The sequence below is a fragment of the Enterococcus mundtii genome (assembly GCF_013394305.1).
Classification (GTDB): Bacteria; Bacillota; Bacilli; order Lactobacillales; family Enterococcaceae; genus Enterococcus_B; species Enterococcus_B pernyi.
This window is the reverse complement of sequence record NZ_AP019810.1, coordinates 999,424-1,015,129: the sequence shown is the minus strand read 5'-3', so window position 1 is coordinate 1,015,129 and position 15,706 is coordinate 999,424. Positions and strand designations below refer to the sequence as shown.

Annotated in this window: 14 protein-coding genes, 1 tRNA gene, 2 pseudogenes and 1 riboswitch; of the genes and pseudogenes, 15 read left to right on the top strand and 2 right to left on the bottom strand. The window is 38.3% G+C overall.

From position 1 onward, the window contains the following. Nucleotides 1–173: 173 nt before the first annotated feature. From HZ311_RS04915 to HZ311_RS04900, 4 genes are all read left to right on the top strand, one after another. Nucleotides 174–647: a hypothetical protein gene (locus tag HZ311_RS04915; RefSeq protein WP_023520277.1), complete on the top strand. Its 474-nt coding sequence runs from the start codon at nucleotides 174–176 to the stop codon at nucleotides 645–647. Then, entirely contained in the window at nucleotides 644–1,423 is a 780-nt protein-coding gene (locus HZ311_RS04910) for a DUF6681 family protein (protein WP_010736631.1), read from the top strand. Before HZ311_RS04915 ends, HZ311_RS04910 begins: the two co-directional genes overlap by 4 nt. A gap of 206 nt (nucleotides 1,424–1,629) precedes the next feature. Further along, nucleotides 1,630–2,199, top strand: coding sequence for a signal peptidase I (gene lepB / locus HZ311_RS04905; RefSeq protein WP_010736630.1), 570 nt, complete (start codon nucleotides 1,630–1,632; stop codon nucleotides 2,197–2,199). Nucleotides 2,200–2,434: 235 nt separating this feature from the next. After that, nucleotides 2,435–3,400, top strand: a complete 966-nt coding sequence (locus HZ311_RS04900; protein ID WP_023520276.1) for a peptidylprolyl isomerase — start codon at nucleotides 2,435–2,437, stop codon at nucleotides 3,398–3,400. Between the two features lie 254 nt (nucleotides 3,401–3,654). On the opposite strand, the pseudogene HZ311_RS04895 reads toward HZ311_RS04900, so the two are convergent. Beyond that, nucleotides 3,655–4,253 (bottom strand): annotated as a pseudogene (locus HZ311_RS04895) (class I SAM-dependent methyltransferase). A 178-nt stretch (nucleotides 4,254–4,431) separates the two neighbouring features. Between HZ311_RS04895 and HZ311_RS04890 the strand changes: the two are divergent. The 7 genes from HZ311_RS04890 (at nucleotide 4,432) to upp (ending at nucleotide 11,714) form a co-directional block, all read left to right on the top strand. After that, on the top strand, nucleotides 4,432–5,016 hold the full coding sequence (locus HZ311_RS04890; protein WP_010736627.1) for a thymidine kinase: 585 nt from the start codon (nucleotides 4,432–4,434) through the stop codon (nucleotides 5,014–5,016). A 2-nt stretch (nucleotides 5,017–5,018) separates the two neighbouring features. Then, nucleotides 5,019–6,092, top strand: a complete 1,074-nt coding sequence (prfA, locus tag HZ311_RS04885; RefSeq protein WP_010736626.1) for a peptide chain release factor 1 — start codon at nucleotides 5,019–5,021, stop codon at nucleotides 6,090–6,092. After that, nucleotides 6,085–6,921, top strand: a complete 837-nt coding sequence (gene prmC, locus HZ311_RS04880) for a peptide chain release factor N(5)-glutamine methyltransferase (protein ID WP_010736625.1) — start codon at nucleotides 6,085–6,087, stop codon at nucleotides 6,919–6,921. Before prfA ends, prmC begins: the two co-directional genes overlap by 8 nt. Before the next feature lie 192 nt (nucleotides 6,922–7,113). Then, complete coding sequence (locus tag HZ311_RS04875; RefSeq protein WP_023520273.1) at nucleotides 7,114–8,139, top strand: L-threonylcarbamoyladenylate synthase; 1,026 nt, start codon at nucleotides 7,114–7,116, stop codon at nucleotides 8,137–8,139. A 189-nt stretch (nucleotides 8,140–8,328) separates the two neighbouring features. Continuing rightward, nucleotides 8,329–9,573, top strand: coding sequence for a serine hydroxymethyltransferase (gene glyA, locus HZ311_RS04870; RefSeq protein ID WP_010736623.1), 1,245 nt, complete (start codon nucleotides 8,329–8,331; stop codon nucleotides 9,571–9,573). Between the two features lie 353 nt (nucleotides 9,574–9,926). Further along, on the top strand, nucleotides 9,927–10,868 hold the full coding sequence (locus tag HZ311_RS04865; RefSeq protein WP_010736622.1) for an alpha/beta hydrolase: 942 nt from the start codon (nucleotides 9,927–9,929) through the stop codon (nucleotides 10,866–10,868). 216 nt (nucleotides 10,869–11,084) lie between these two features. After that, entirely contained in the window at nucleotides 11,085–11,714 is a 630-nt protein-coding gene (upp, locus tag HZ311_RS04860) for a uracil phosphoribosyltransferase (RefSeq protein WP_010736621.1), read from the top strand. 99 nt (nucleotides 11,715–11,813) lie between these two features. Here upp and HZ311_RS04855 read toward each other — a convergent pair whose 3' ends face one another. Further along, nucleotides 11,814–12,056, bottom strand: a complete 243-nt coding sequence (locus HZ311_RS04855) for a hypothetical protein (RefSeq protein WP_010736620.1) — start codon at nucleotides 12,054–12,056, stop codon at nucleotides 11,814–11,816. 121 nt (nucleotides 12,057–12,177) lie between these two features. Between HZ311_RS04855 and HZ311_RS04850 the strand changes: the two genes are divergently transcribed. From HZ311_RS04850 to HZ311_RS04835, 4 genes and pseudogenes are all read left to right on the top strand, one after another. After that, nucleotides 12,178–12,250: transfer RNA gene (locus tag HZ311_RS04850), tRNA-Thr, on the top strand. Between the two features lie 363 nt (nucleotides 12,251–12,613). Further along, a riboswitch (FMN riboswitch) is annotated at nucleotides 12,614–12,747 on the top strand. Between the two features lie 109 nt (nucleotides 12,748–12,856). Next, a pseudogene (gene ribD, locus HZ311_RS04845) lies at nucleotides 12,857–13,929 on the top strand (bifunctional diaminohydroxyphosphoribosylaminopyrimidine deaminase/5-amino-6-(5-phosphoribosylamino)uracil reductase RibD). Next, nucleotides 13,914–14,534, top strand: coding sequence for a riboflavin synthase (ribE, locus tag HZ311_RS04840; protein ID WP_023520271.1), 621 nt, complete (start codon nucleotides 13,914–13,916; stop codon nucleotides 14,532–14,534). Before ribD ends, ribE begins: the two are co-directional and overlap by 16 nt. Continuing rightward, entirely contained in the window at nucleotides 14,531–15,706 is a 1,176-nt protein-coding gene (locus tag HZ311_RS04835; RefSeq protein WP_023520270.1) for a bifunctional 3,4-dihydroxy-2-butanone-4-phosphate synthase/GTP cyclohydrolase II, read from the top strand. Before ribE ends, HZ311_RS04835 begins: the two co-directional genes overlap by 4 nt.

The following is a 15,706-nucleotide window of genomic DNA, read 5'->3' as shown; positions in this document are numbered from 1 at the left end:
GACTGTCTGATTACGACTAAAACAACATTTGAGTAATCTACACAAAAGTTTCATGAAAAAATAAGAAAAAAATAAGAAATTTATGGTAAAACTAAAGAATACGTGTGAGAAAAATCAATTTTTGCCAAACGGATCAAGACTTCAAGCGGCAACAAGGAAAAGGATGAGAGAATATGCGAAAAGTAGCACCTATATTAAAGCCAATCGCTGTATTGACGATTTCGACGATTGTTGCTACCACAACAGGCATTGTTAATAGTTCTAGCTATCGTGCACCAAGTCGTTCCACAGAGACTACGACGACTTCTACCAATGAAGGAACAGGGCAAACGAATGACACGGTAGAAACAACACCGACGACTGTAGAACAAGACACAACCAATTCTACATACAACCAAAACTCAATACCAGAAAGTTCCGTGGATGAAGGAAATACAGGATATACGACCGATTCGACTAGTCAAAATCAAGGGGACGACAGCGGTTCAAGTACGACGCCAAGTGCCACTACACCAAGCAGTACGACGCCTAATACAACGCCAAGTACTTCTACGCCAAGTGAAGGCAATCTAAATGAAAATAATGCACCTACAGAGCAATCCGCTGAAACACAGATGTATAATCAACAGGCAGGTGATGAAGAATGACATTTATATTAGATATCATCAATGGGATACACAAGTTTTTAGGATATTTAGATATCAGTCCTAAATATTTGAACCGAGGCTATACTATATTAAGTGTGATTCCGACCGTTTACCTTTTACGGATTGTTTATGGATTATGGCAAAATCAAAACTATTTGCAGTTCTTTTTATATGGATTAGGCTTTTTAGTTCTTTTATATTTCACTGTTCTAAATGTGTTTTATTACTTTTTTGATAAAAATTCAAAAGCCGATGTGACCCAAGTGATCGTAAAATATCTACCTGATGAAGCATTCAATATTGAAGGAGAAACGGTTCGCGGGAACAACGGAAATATCGACAAAGTCAATACAGAAAAAGCCAATGTTCTATTCGATGAAGACTACCAATTGAAACTAGCAGAGAATATGCGTTATTTGATTGAAAAAGGGGAAATCAAGGTCAATGAACTTGGTCGAATGGACGGTTTCTTGATTGATCGAAATACACTTTATCCCTACTATTATGTGAAAAAAGTCTCCGACAAAACTTATCAATTAAGTATCGGCCGTAATTATTCCAGCATGGAAAAAGTAGGAACGATCAAGGTCGACTCGCCAGAAGATCATATTGAACCCGTAGGCTTATTCCTTGCAGGCGGTGATTTTGTCAAAGATGGTCTTAGATACCATGAACCCTATCGTTTGAAGTTGATCATCAAGAAAAATCAACCAAAAGAACAAGAAGGTGAAGTGACATACAGTCGAAGCCAACGAAGAAAAAAATCAAAAGTATAGGATAAATCTTCTCCATCGAGTATTTATTTCGCTCTAATATGAAAGATACATGAAGTTCAAAAAAACATTTCTAAAAAAAAACGGATTATTCCCAACACGATCCGACACTTATTCTTTCTTTTAATTGATAAAAAATGTAAAATAAAGAATAGCTAACAAATAAATAAAAAATAACATAAAAATGTTTGGTTAATAGGAGGTATAAAGTGAAAAACTTTTTGAAAAATTGGGGAATCTTGATCGTTGTTTTAGCCGCCATCATTTTGGCAAGAGTCTATGTATTCACACCAGTCACAGTGAGTGGTCATTCCATGGACCCTTCGTTACATGATGGGCAACGTTTGATCTCATCTAAAATCTCAGATTTTGACCGCTGGGATATCATTACAACAAAAGAACCTGGGGATGAAGAACGGATGATCGTCAAACGAATCATTGGGATGCCAGGCGATACTGTGAAAATGGAAGATGATCAACTATACATCAATGGGGAAAAGCAAGATGAACCCTACTTAGATGAGTATAAAAAAGAATTTTCAGAAGACAAACTACAAGAGGAATATTCTTATAATTCAGCCTTCCAATCGCAAGCTGAAAATGCTGAAACGTTCACCAGTGATTTTGAATTCACTGTTCCGGAAGGACAATACTTGGTACTGGGCGACAATCGTTTGATCTCAAAAGACAGCCGCATGTTTGGTTTAGTCGATGAAGACTTGATCCAAGGTAAAGTCGTTTTCCGCTATTGGCCGTTGAATAAGATCAATATCATTTAATCGATGATACGTAATGCGATAGCGATATAACTCTAAACAGTAAAGATATACCCTGAAAAAACCTCAACATTCGTTTGGAATGTTGAGGTTTTTTTGTTATATAAACTACAACAACAAGTGATCAAGTATAATTTTTTTATAAAATCACGTTATTTTCAAAGTTTGTTCATAAAGTAAGGCTAAAGTGAAAGACACATAGATATAAATAACTATTAAAATATATAGGAGTGACAGCATGAAAAAATTCATCTCAATATTAGCTGTATCATCAGGACTGGTTTTGTTTTCTGCATGTTCAACAAATCCTTCAGATCAAGCTGCAGTGACGTATAAAGGCGGTACCATCTCAGAGCAGGAACTAGTGGACCACTTGAAAAAAATCAAGGGTGCGGAGACCGCTGTCCAAGATTTGATCATCTTCCAGATTTTTGAAGAAAATTATGGCGACAAAATTACGGCTGAAGATGTAGATAAAGAATACAACGCTAGCAAAGAAGCACTCGGTGATTCTTTCGATTCGCAATTGAAATTAGCGGGCTATACAACTGAATCTTATAAAGAAGAAATAAAAAGAGGGTTAGCTTACAAAGCAGGTTTACGAGCGAATGTCGAATTGACGGATGAAGATCTTAAAACAGCGTGGGAAAACTTCCATCCAGAAGTAGAGGCACAATTGATTAAAGTAAGTAGCGAAGATGAAGCCAAGGAAATCAAAAAGTCACTCGATGAAGGGGGCGACTTTGCTAAAATCGCCAAAGAAAAATCGACCGATGAAGCGACAAAAGAAAAGGGTGGAGAAATCACCTTTGACTCGCAATCTAAAAGTGTGCCAACAGAAGTCAAACAAGCAGCGTTCAAACTTAAAAATGAGGAAGTATCTGATGTTATCACAGCGACTAATTCCTCTACGAACGCCACGGAATATTATCTTGTGAAAATGGTCAAACAACAAGAAAAAGGCAATGATATGTCGAAATATAAAGATGAATTAGAAAAAATAGCAACAGAGACAAAAATAGCAGATCCAACATTCCAACAAGAAGCTGTGCGTAATGAATTGAAAAAAGCAAATGTAAAAATCAAAGATGAAGATTTCAAAAACGTACTAAGTGGCTTGATGACGGAACCATCCACAAGCGAAAGTTCAACCGATGCTTCAACTGAAGCTTCGACAAGTACTTCGACAGATAGTTCAAACTAATTGATTAGTGGAAGAACTAAACAAATACGAACTCAATTAAAATAATCAAAAGAGGTCGGGACAGAAGTGTTCAGCCTCGAGAAATAAGGCGCCATCCACGAAAATTGTTCTTCAAATTTTTGTGGATGGCGCCTTATTTCCGAAGAGATTACTTCTGTTCCCGCCGTTTATTCGGTTTTAGGTGGTACAAGAGGACTAATGTCACAGACACTTTGCGTATTTATGAAAGGTTTTTTTATAGAAATAGAAAATGCTTATTCTTTGATTGCTATAGCCAAAAACAAAGAAGCATCTTGTTTCATGAACAAGTTTTTTCCGTGATGGAATGTTTCAATTGAGAGTGGTTTAAATCCAGCAAGCTTCAATTGTTCTCTTAGCTCCTCGTGGTCAAAACCATTATGGACTTTTGGATGCTGGATCTTTTCGTTCTTATCGAAGTCAACGATATAAAGTTTTCCGCTTGGATGAAGCATTGCGAAAGTTGTTTTAAAATGACTTTCGTTTCTGGAATATGTAACAAGACTAAAGATAGTAAGATGATGTCGGCTTTCTCTGCCGGCAAATCCTTTGTAGCATCCAATTCAAGTGTTCGTACATTTGCTTGTTTTGCCTCTTTGATTTTTTTATCAGCCATCGCTAGCATTCCTGCGGCTGAATCTATAATGATCACTTCTTTAAAACGTGAGGCAAAGGGTAACGTGACAAGACCAGTTCCCCCACCGTAATCGATCAATTTCTGGTCATGAGTCTGTGCAGAAAATTCTTTTTCAACAGCTGAACGAATCGTAGCAGCTAATTGTATTCGTTCGGGGGTATCATAATGGTTCGCCATTTGGTGGAATATTTCGGACATAAGTGCCCTCCTTTATTTTTCATTCGATTATACCAAAAGAAGGGCGGGTAGTTTATTGATTTATAACGAAAATACCAACATTTACACTAGGGAAATCTCGCTTCGAAAATTCTCACTGTAAAAATGATTGAAAATCAAGTATAATACCATAGGAACAAACTGGAAGGTGAATGAGGACATGGCACAACTATTTTTTAAGTACGGCGCAATGAACAGCGGCAAGACAATCGAGATCTTAAAAGTCGCACATAATTATGAAGAACAAAACAAACCGGTTGTTTTGATGACCAGCGGAATCGATACAAGAGATGGCGTTGGCGTAGTTTCAAGCAGAATCGGGCTGAAACGTGAAGCAATTCCCATTTTTGAAACGACCGATGTATTTGAAGTCATCCAGCAGATGGAACATCCACCATTCTGTGTATTGATCGATGAAGCGCAGTTCTTAACAAAAGAACATGTCTTAGCATTCACGAGAATCGTTGATGAACTCAATATTCCGGTGATGGCGTTCGGATTAAAAAATGATTTTAGAAATGAATTATTTGAAGGATCGAAATATTTATTGCTTTATGCAGACAAAATCGAAGAAATGAAAACGATCTGTTGGTTCTGCCATAAAAAAGCAATGATGAATTTACATTATATAGACGGAACACCGGTGTACGAAGGAGATCAAGTCCAAATTGGTGGCAATGAAGCCTATTATCCCGTATGTCGAAAACACTATTTTCATCCATTGATGATCACAGAAGGAGATTAAGCATGTACGATCAATTACAATCAATCGAAGACCGTTACGAAGAGCTTGGGGAACTACTGAGTGACCCAGAAGTGATTTCAGATACGAAACGTTTCATGCAGCTTTCAAAAGAAGAAGCAAATACACGTGAAACGGTTGAAGTTTATCGTCGCTACAAGGAAGTTGTTCAAGGGATCAAAGATACAGAAGAATTACTCGGCGAAAAGTTAGACGACGAAATGGCAGAGATGGCTAAAGAAGAATTAGCTGATTTGAAAAAAGAAAAAGAAGAACTAGAAGAAAAAATCAAGATTTTGTTACTTCCAAAAGATCCAAACGATGACAAAAACATTATCATGGAGATTCGCGGAGCCGCTGGTGGCGACGAAGCCGCACTATTTGCAGGGGATCTTTTCTCAATGTATCAACGATACGCAGAGAGCCAAGGCTGGAAAACAGAAGTCTTGGAAGCAAGTGTGACAGGGATCGGTGGCTATAAAGAAGTCATCATGATGATCTCAGGTGAAAATGTCTATTCGAAATTAAAATATGAAAGTGGCGCACATCGGGTCCAACGTGTCCCTTCAACAGAATCTCAAGGACGTATCCATACATCAACGGCAACTGTCGTTGTCATGCCTGAAGCAGAAGAAGTAGAGATCGATCTGGCTGACAAGGATATCCGCGTCGATATTTACCACGCTTCTGGAGCCGGTGGACAGCATGTTAATAAGACAGCATCTGCGGTACGTTTGACTCACTTACCAACTGGAATCGTGGTGGCGATGCAAGATGAACGTTCACAATTGAAAAACCGTGAGAAAGCGATGAAAGTCTTACGTGCGCGCGTCTACGACAAGATCCAACAAGAAGCACAAAGCGAATATGATGCGAACCGTAAATCTGCGGTAGGGACTGGGGATCGTTCAGAGCGTATCCGTACGTATAACTTCCCTCAAAATCGCGTGACCGACCACCGTATTGGCTTGACGATCCAAAAATTGGATCAGATTCTAGCAGGAAAACTAGATGAGATCGTCGACGCATTGATCGTGTACGACCAAACATCTAAGTTGGAAGAGATGCAAAATGGATAAAACCTATCGAGAAGTCCTCACACGGGCTTCTTCTTTTTTAGAAGAACAAGGAGTAGAAGGGTATAATATCCAGTTTGTCTTTCTTGAACGAAAGCAGTGGACGAAACTGGATTGGCTCATGCGAATGAATGAACCGATCACAGCCGAGGATCAAGCCATGATCGATGCAGATATGCAACGACTAGTGCAACATTATCCGCCCCACTATTTATTAGGTTATGCTGAATTTTTTGATCACCGCTTGAAAGTCACGGAAGCAACTTTGATTCCTCGTCCAGAAACCGAAGAATTAGTCGCACTGTGTTTGGCAAAAACAAGCGAAGAAACCTTAAATGTCGTGGATATCGGTACAGGAACTGGAGCAATCGCCATCAGCTTGAAAGCTGCTAGAAAAAATTGGCAAGTCTCAGCAATTGATTTATCTTTAGAAGCACTAGCTGTCGCTAAGGAAAATGCAGAACATGAACAAACAACGATCAATTTTTATCATGGTGATACGTTGGAACCTGTCATGGATCAAACCTTTGATGTCATTATTTCTAATCCCCCTTATATCAGTCGAGCAGAATGGTCGGTGATGGATCAGAGTGTACGAACCTATGAACCGAAGATGGCATTGTTTGCTGAAGAAGATGGTTTAGCGATCTACCAGAAAATCGCAAAGGAAGCTGCACAAATATTAGCTAGCGATGGACAACTTTTTTTAGAGATTGGTTTCCAACAAGGAGCAGCTGTCAAAGCAATCATGGAGCAAGCCTTTCCGACAAAAAAAGTACGGATCAAAAAAGATATGGCAGGAAATGATCGAATGATTTTTGTTACCAATTAGTTTGTGGATGAAAAAATTTTTTTCTGTTTTTTTATAATAAAAAAACACTGATTTGATAAGGATGAAAACGAATATTTTAGTTATCAACATGCTTATCCACTATTGACAAACTAGTTATCAACAATTTGTGTATAACTACCTGAAAAAACGGAATAAAACAAGGATTTTGAAAAAAGAGGATGTGGATAGACTGTGGAAACAATTAAATATGATGAAACACAATTGAATGAAGCTGCGAAGGAATTAGCAGTAGGAAATCTAGTGGCTTTTCCAACGGAAACTGTCTATGGATTAGGAGCTAATGCCCTTTTACCGGAGGCTGTCAAACAAGTCTTTACAGTGAAAGGTCGACCACAAGACAACCCATTGATCGTCCATGTCGCCTCCTTCGAACAAGTAAAAGAGTATGTGGACAACTTTCACCCATTAACAGAACAAATTGTGAAAAACTTCTGGCCAGGACCACTGACTTTGATTTTTCACATCAAAAAAGGTAGTTTACCAGGGATTGTCACTGGTGGTTTATCCACAGCTGCTTTTCGCATGCCAGATAACAAGAAAACGTTAGAATTAATCCAATTAGCAGGTGTACCACTTGTCGGGCCAAGTGCCAACACTTCAGGTAAACCGAGTCCAACAACAGCAGACCATGTCTTTCATGATCTAAATGGAAAAATCACAGGAATCATTGACGATGGGGCGACGAGGATCGGTGTGGAATCAACGGTACTTGATCTGAGTGACCCATCTGCACCGCCGATGATCTTACGACCAGGAGCAATCACGAAAGAGCAACTAGAAGCTGTCATTGAAAGTCCAGTGGCGACAGACCGCCATTTGGTCAAAGAATCTGAAACACCGAAATCACCGGGGATGAAATACAAACATTACTCACCTGATACTCGAGTACTAATGGTTGAAAAAAAGGATTGGCCAGAGGCGATCATCTGGACAAAAGAGCAAAAACTACGTACCGGTGTTTTAGCTGGACCAACAATTGCTGATCAGGTACGCAAGGATGTCGCAGCTGTGTATATGTATTACGATGATTCAGTAGAGGCAGCAACGAAAGGGTTGTTTGCGGGGTTACGTGGCTTAGATGATGATCGATTAGCTCTTGATCTGATTCTAGTACAAGTTGCACCTGAAGAAGGGCTAGGTATTGCTTATATGAATCGGTTGAAAAAAGCCGCAGGACAAAATTATTATAAAAAATGAACCAGAAGTGATTGCTGCAAAATCATTCTGTGATACAATCTAGGAAACAAACTAAAATAGCTATTTAAGAAATAATGTTCGTATTCTTAGCTAGTAATGTTTGGTCAACATCAAAAAAAGACAAATAAACTGAACAATCATTTGAAATTTAGAGAAGTTGACACATAAATAAATAAGGAGTTGTTGTTTGTGGTAGACTACAAAACGTTTGACCCTGATTTATGGGCAGCAATCGCAAAAGAAGAGGAAAGACAAGAAAACAATCTGGAGCTGATCGCTTCTGAAAACTTTGTCTCTGAAGCTGTGATGGCGGCACAAGGAAGTATTTTAACGAATAAGTACGCAGAAGGGTATCCAGGACGTCGCTATTATGGTGGGTGTGAATTTGTGGATATCGTTGAAAATCTGGCGATCGACCGTGCCAAAGAATTATTTGGTGCCGATTTTGTCAATGTTCAACCACACTCTGGATCACAAGCCAATACAGCTGCATATCTTGCGTTAGTTGAACCGGGGGATACGATCTTAGGAATGGATCTTTCTGCTGGCGGACATTTGACACATGGCTCTCCAGTCAATTTTAGTGGAAAAACGTACCACTTCGTTGCTTATGGTGTAGATCCGTCAACAGAAGTCATTGATTATAATGTCGTACGCATCTTAGCGAGAAAACATCAACCAAAATTGATCGTAGCAGGAGCAAGTGCCTATGGTCGGACGATCGATTTTGCAAAATTCAGAGAAATCGCGGACGAAGTTGGGGCAAAATTGATGGTCGATATGGCACACATTGCTGGTTTAGTTGCAGCGGGTGTCCATCCAAGCCCAATCCCTTATGCCGATATCACAACAACTACTACTCACAAAACATTACGAGGACCTCGTGGTGGGATGATCTTAACGAACAATGAAGAGCTGGCGAAAAAAATCAATAGCGCAGTCTTCCCAGGCATCCAAGGTGGCCCCTTGGAGCATGTGATTGCCGGAAAAGCTGCTGCATTTAAAGAAGCATTGACTCCTGAATTTAAGGAATATAGCGAACAAGTCATTGCCAATGCAAAAGCTATGGCAAAAGTATTCAATCAATCGATTGGTACCCGAGTGATTTCAGGTGCCACAGATAACCATTTGATTTTGATCGATGTACGTGACTTAGAATTGAACGGAAAAGAAGCAGAAGCGATTTTGGACAGTGTTCATATCACCGTCAATAAAAATTCGATTCCTTTTGAAACACTAAGCCCATTCAAAACAAGCGGTATCCGTATTGGGACACCAGCAATTACGACCCGTGGCTTCCGCGAAGAAGATGCGGCAAAAGTAGCTGAATTGATCGTCAAAGCCTTACAGGCAAAAGATGATGAAGCACAATTAGAAGAAGTGCGTGCAGGCGTCCGTGAATTAACAGAGCAATTTCCATTATATAAAAAATAAATAGTTTATAACTAAGAGTCATCAATAAGAAGGTAAGAGAATAGAAAAAGGTGAGACAACCAGGCATGTAGCTGTTTGGTTGTCTCACCTTTTTTCTGATTTTTCATCTTACTGCTCAGGTCAAAGCGCTTCTTTCACAACTTGGATAAACGGTGTTCAAGAAGCAACACTTCGGTCATAAGCCAAAAAAATAAAAAATGAAATAGCCATTTTTTATTTTTCTGTCTTATGCCTTAGTGCTGAGCGCTTCTTTCACAACCTCTTTCAATCTGATTTTTTGACTTTTGTCTGGTTGCTCTCTAGTATATGAGGTGTAATTTTATTTGTTGCATTCAATTTAGGGAGGAATCCGTATGACTGATCGAATTTCATTAGAAAAAGAAGCAATTGAGTTTAGTGATGCTAATGCACCGCACCCGCGTATCTATGAATTACCTCCGGAAGAAGGGCGTGATCTTCTAGAAGAAGTTCAAAGTTCTTCTGTGGAAAAATTACCTGTGGATATCGAGGATTTGAAAATGGATACCAATGATTGGGGACAAATCAATGTGCGTTTTATCCGTCCTGAAGGAAATGTAGAAAAATTACCTGTCATATTTTATATACATGGTGCTGGTTGGGTATTTGGAAGTGCCAAGACACATGACAAATTGATTCGAGAATTGGCTGTTCGTACAAATTCGATCGTTATTTTTCCTGAGTATAGTCGTTCGCCAGAAGCAAAATATCCTACTGCCATCGAGCAAAACTACGCGATTTTGCAAAAACTTGCGGAGCTTTCTGAGTCGAAAGGCTTGGATCTTGAGAACTTGACAGTCGCTGGGGATTCCGTAGGTGGGAATATGGCAACGGTGATGACGATCCTTACAAAGCAACGTCAAGGATTACCAATCAAAAAACAATTACTATATTATCCTGTAACTGATGCAAATTTCGATACAGGTTCTTATAACCAATTCGCAGAGAATTACTTCTTAACAAAAGAAGGGATGCAATGGTTCTGGGATCAGTATACGACAGATGAAAAGAAACGAGCAGAAATCACTGCCTCACCTCTACGTGCAAGTAAAGAAGAATTGACAGGTTTACCACCTGCAATGATCTTGACTGGTGAAGCGGACGTGTTAAGAGATGAAGGAGAAGCATACGCTAGAAAACTTCGTGAAGCTGGTGTGGAAGTTACGCAAGTACGTTTCCAAGGGATCATCCATGATTTTGTCATGGTAAATGCGATGGACCAAACCAATGCGACACGAGCAGCAATGACTCTTTCCACAGAATGGCTAAAAAACTAGTTGTTTTTTGTCATCTTTATCCATTAATAAATTAGAAAAATAACAAAAAACGTCTGATTTTCAGGCGTTTTTGTTATTTTTTGCTGATTTTAAAAAGAACACCGCTTTGTTTTTTTATTTCTTTGATTTTCTTTAGGAAAATGACGGGTTAGACTAGTCAAGTCAGTGATTTTGTTTTACAATTAAAAAGAAACGAGAGAAAAAGGAGACAAAAAAATGGGCAAATTTCAAGTAATCGACCATCCATTGATCCAACACAAATTAACGATTATTCGCGACAAAAATTGTGGTACAAAAGTTTTCCGTGAGGTTGTTGATGAAATCGCTATGCTGATGGCATATGAAGTATCACGTGATATGCCACTTGAAGACATTGTCATCGAAACACCAATCACAGAAACAACACAAAAAACATTGTCTGGTAAAAAAGTAGCCATTATCCCAATCTTGCGCGCAGGTATTGGAATGGTTGACGGAATCTTAGAATTGATCCCAGCAGCTAAAGTCGGCCACATCGGATTATACAGAGATGAAGAAACATTGGCACCGCACGAGTATTTCGTTAAATTACCGGAAGATATCGACGCACGTCAATTATTCGTAGTTGATCCAATGTTAGCGACAGGTGGCTCAGCGATCATGGCGATCGATGCTCTGAAAGCACGTGGCGCTTCAAACATTAAATTTGTTTGCCTTGTTGCAGCTCCAGAAGGTGTTAAAGCCTTACAAGAAGCACATCCAGATATTGATATCTATACTGCTTCATTAGATGAAAAATTAAACGACAAAGGCTATATCGTTCCTGGTCTAGGCGATGCTGGCGACCGTTTATTTGGTACTAAATAGGAAAAATCAGCTATACAAAAAATCTGGGATTTTCCCAGATTTTTTTTTATTTCATTCAGTCAAAATAAAAACCATCCACTTGATGGATGGTTGAAAAAACTAAATCTTACTCATATCTTTGTAATTGATAATGACGACGCCTTTACTTTGGGCCATCAAATCGGTATTCTCATTAGTTTCATCAATTGCAACAACAGCAGAGTTTTTCAATTGCTTGGAAATCGTTCCGGTTTGCGTTTTTCCGTGAATCATAAAGGTAACATGTGTATCAGTGGTAAATTTTTCTCCAAATTCTGACGGTTCGACCTTTGTTTCAAATTTTCCAAAAGTTGCCATTTTCATAAAACCTGCCTTTCATCTATAATTATAGCACATTTTTTGAAAAAAATCATGAAAGTAGAAAAATCTTCCACATTACCCCTTTACATTTCTTAACATAACGACTATAATTTCTCTTGGAAACGCCAGCTTAGCTCAGTTGGTAGAGCAACGCACTCGTAACGCGTAGGTCGTAGGTTCGATCCCTATAGCTGGCATACGATAAAAGCAGACATATCAAGGTTTTTACGCCTTCGATATGACTGCTTTTTGTTTTTTTGAAAAGTGAATGACTAAAAATGCCTACTTACAATAATTTTATTCCAATTGTTCATTTTGATTGATGAGACACGAAAATAAAAAATTTTACTTGCATTTTCGAATTATTTTAAACGAATTTTAATCATAGGTCAAAAAGTTTTTTAATATTCTATTAGTTGCCATTTCATAGGCATATAATCGTATTCTATTCATGCAATTAACACTAATTAAGTGGTTATGTTTAACCTACATTTTATTTTTATGTGTTTTTTTTAAGGTTGACACATGTGAGCTTTAAGAATATACTCTAAACGAATTGAATATTTCTTCGGGGCAGGGTGTAATTCCCGACCGACGGTGACGAGTTTACTCGAAGTCCGTGAACCACATTTTTGTGGTTGAGCTAGTGAAAATCTGGCACCGACAGTTAAAGTCTGGATGGGAGAAGAAAAATCGACTGAAGATCGGTTTTATTTGTATTAAAATCGATTATCTTTAAGTTTATTTAGTTATGCCCTGTGATTAAATTCGCAGGGCATTTTTTGTTGAAAGGGGGAATTGATATGCACCAGTCTTTCATGTTAGCTGCGATTGAAGAGGCAAGAAAAGGAAAGGGAAAGACCTTTACCAATCCATTAGTTGGAGCTGCGATTGTTAAAGAAGGAAAGCTACTCTCACTAGGTGCGCATTTACATTATGGTGAGGCTCACGCTGAAGTAAATGCTATTCAAAATTGTGGTTCCCCGAAGAACTGTTTGATTCAACTTTATATGTTACTTTAGAACCTTGTAACCACCAAGGAAAACAGCCACCTTGTACGCAAGCCATTGTCCAGTCTGGTATCACAACGGTAGTCATAGGCCAACTTGATCCAAATCCTTTAGTAGCAGGAAAAGGCAGAAAATTTTTACAAAAGCATGGAATCAAAGTAATTGTAGGCGTAGAAGAAGAGAAATGTAGAGCATTGAATCCTTTTTATAACCATTTTTTTGAAATGGATCGTCCCTACATCACGTTAAAACAAGCTGTTACACTAGATGGGAAAATTTCTATGCAGAAAGATTCTAGGTACTCAATAACAGGCTCAGAGGCAATCTCAAGAGTTCGCAAAGAGCGAGGAGAATATCAAGGAATCGTGGTAGGGAGCGAAACCGTTCTAATTGATGACCCTCGTTTGTTACCTGATGTTGAAACTATCTTCCCGCCAGTACGCATTGTTTTGGATCGTAGAGGACGGATACTTAAAAGCCCTAAACTCGATCTTTTTCAAACGACAACAAGTCCGGTCTGGATATTTACGGAAAATCCTAAGCTAGAGGAACTATTTTCCCATGTAACCATTTTTTATACACCTAAGTTTTCTTTTCCATTCTTTATTGAGACCATGAGAAAGAAAGGTATTCAGTCGTTGTATATAGAAGGTGGAGCGAAAATCCATGATGTTTTTTTAGCAGAAAGTCTCTGGGATGAAGTCATCAGTTATATTGCACCCAAACTTTTTGGTGGAAAAAGTCCGATGTCTTTTCATAGTGAACGTTTAGTTTCTAAAGATCAACAATTAGAATTTTTGGAAGTTGAACAGCTTGGAGAAGACATTCGAGTTAGGGGGAAACGAAAGCAATGTTCACAGGATTAATCATTGAACAAGGAACAGTCAAAGAAATTCGACGAAAGCAACAAATGATCCAACTCACTTTTCAAACTTCCAATAGTGTCCTACGTGATTACAAAATTGGAGATAGTATGGCAGTCAATGGGGTATGTTTAACTGCTATTGAGGTTTCAAGTACTTTTTTTAGAGCTGAAATAATGCCTGAAACCTTTAAAAGGACCACTTTCTCCACCTTAAAAGTTGGAGATAGGGTAAATTTAGAACGAGCAGTTTCCATGACACAACGCTTTGAAGGCCATTTTGTTTCGGGACATATTGATACTGTTACAAGATTGATCAAAAAAATAGAGAATCAAAACGCATTAGTTTTGACATTTGCTTACCCAACCAAATATGAAGGTGAAATCATTCCACAAGGATCAATTGCAATTAATGGAGTAAGTTTAACAGTTACGGATACAACAGCAGCAAGCTTTTCAGTTAGTCTGATTCCACATTCCAAATCTTTGACAAATCTAGGGAATTTAGGTGTAGGACATCTTGTGAATATAGAAACGGATATCGTTGGAAAATATGTAAAGGCACAGAGAAAAAAATTTGAGAGGTACAAGGAGAAGGACTTACTATGAGTAATATTACTGAAGCAATAAAGACTTTGAAAAAGGGCGGTCTAATCATTGTAGCTGATGATGAAGATAGAGAATCAGAAGGAGATTTAGTTGGTTTAGCCGAATATGTGACACCTGAGGCGGTTAATTTCATGATTAAATTTGGTCGAGGATTAATATGTGCGCCAATATCTAAGAAGATTGCGCAACACTTATCTTTAGAAGAAATGACAACTCATAATACTGATGCGTTTGGTACAGCTTTTACGATTAGTGTGGATCATAAACATACGAAAACTGGTATTTCAGCATTTGATCGAGCTACTTCCATTAAAGCATTGGCTGATCCTCATTCGAAATCAAGTGATTTTCTTAGACCAGGACATATTTTTCCTTTGATTAGTGTAGATGGTGGAACGCTTATACGTCGAGGACACACCGAAGCTGCAATTGATTTGGCCAAATTAGCTAATAGTATGGAGGCCGCTTATATTTGTGAGATCCTGAAAGAGGACGGGACGATGGCAAGGATGAAAGATCTGACACGTTTATCTAAAGAATGGCAATTACCCTTGATCACTATTGAAGAGTTGGTAAATTTTTTAGAAGAAAGTAGTCATATAACAGTAAATTTACCGACAGATTATGGTGATTTCAAATTGACTATTTATGAAGATGGAGAAAAGCTGGAGCATTTATTGCTAACAAAAGGAGATATTCAAAATAGTCAGTCTCCTACATTAGTCCGTGTTCATTCAGAATGTTTAACTGGTGATGTCTTTGGTTCTCATCGTTGCGATTGTGGTGAACAGTTACATGAAGCAATGAGAATGATTGCAGAAGAGGGGACTGGAGCTATTCTTTATCTTCGCCAAGAAGGTCGTGGAATTGGATTGAGAAATAAGTTAAAAGCTTATCAATTGCAAGAACAAGGGTTTGATACTTATGAAGCAAATATTGAATTGGGCTTTGCTCCGGATGAACGGGATTATCACTTTGCAGCAGACATTTTAAAATCAATTGGTGCAACTTCTATTCGGTTACTTACAAACAATCCTGATAAAGTAACAGAGTTACAAAAAGATGGAATTACGATTGTAGAAAGAGTACCCATTGAAACCTTTCCACAAAAGGAAAACCAAGCCTATTTAAAAACAAAAAAAGATAAGTTCAATCATTATTTATCAGTATAA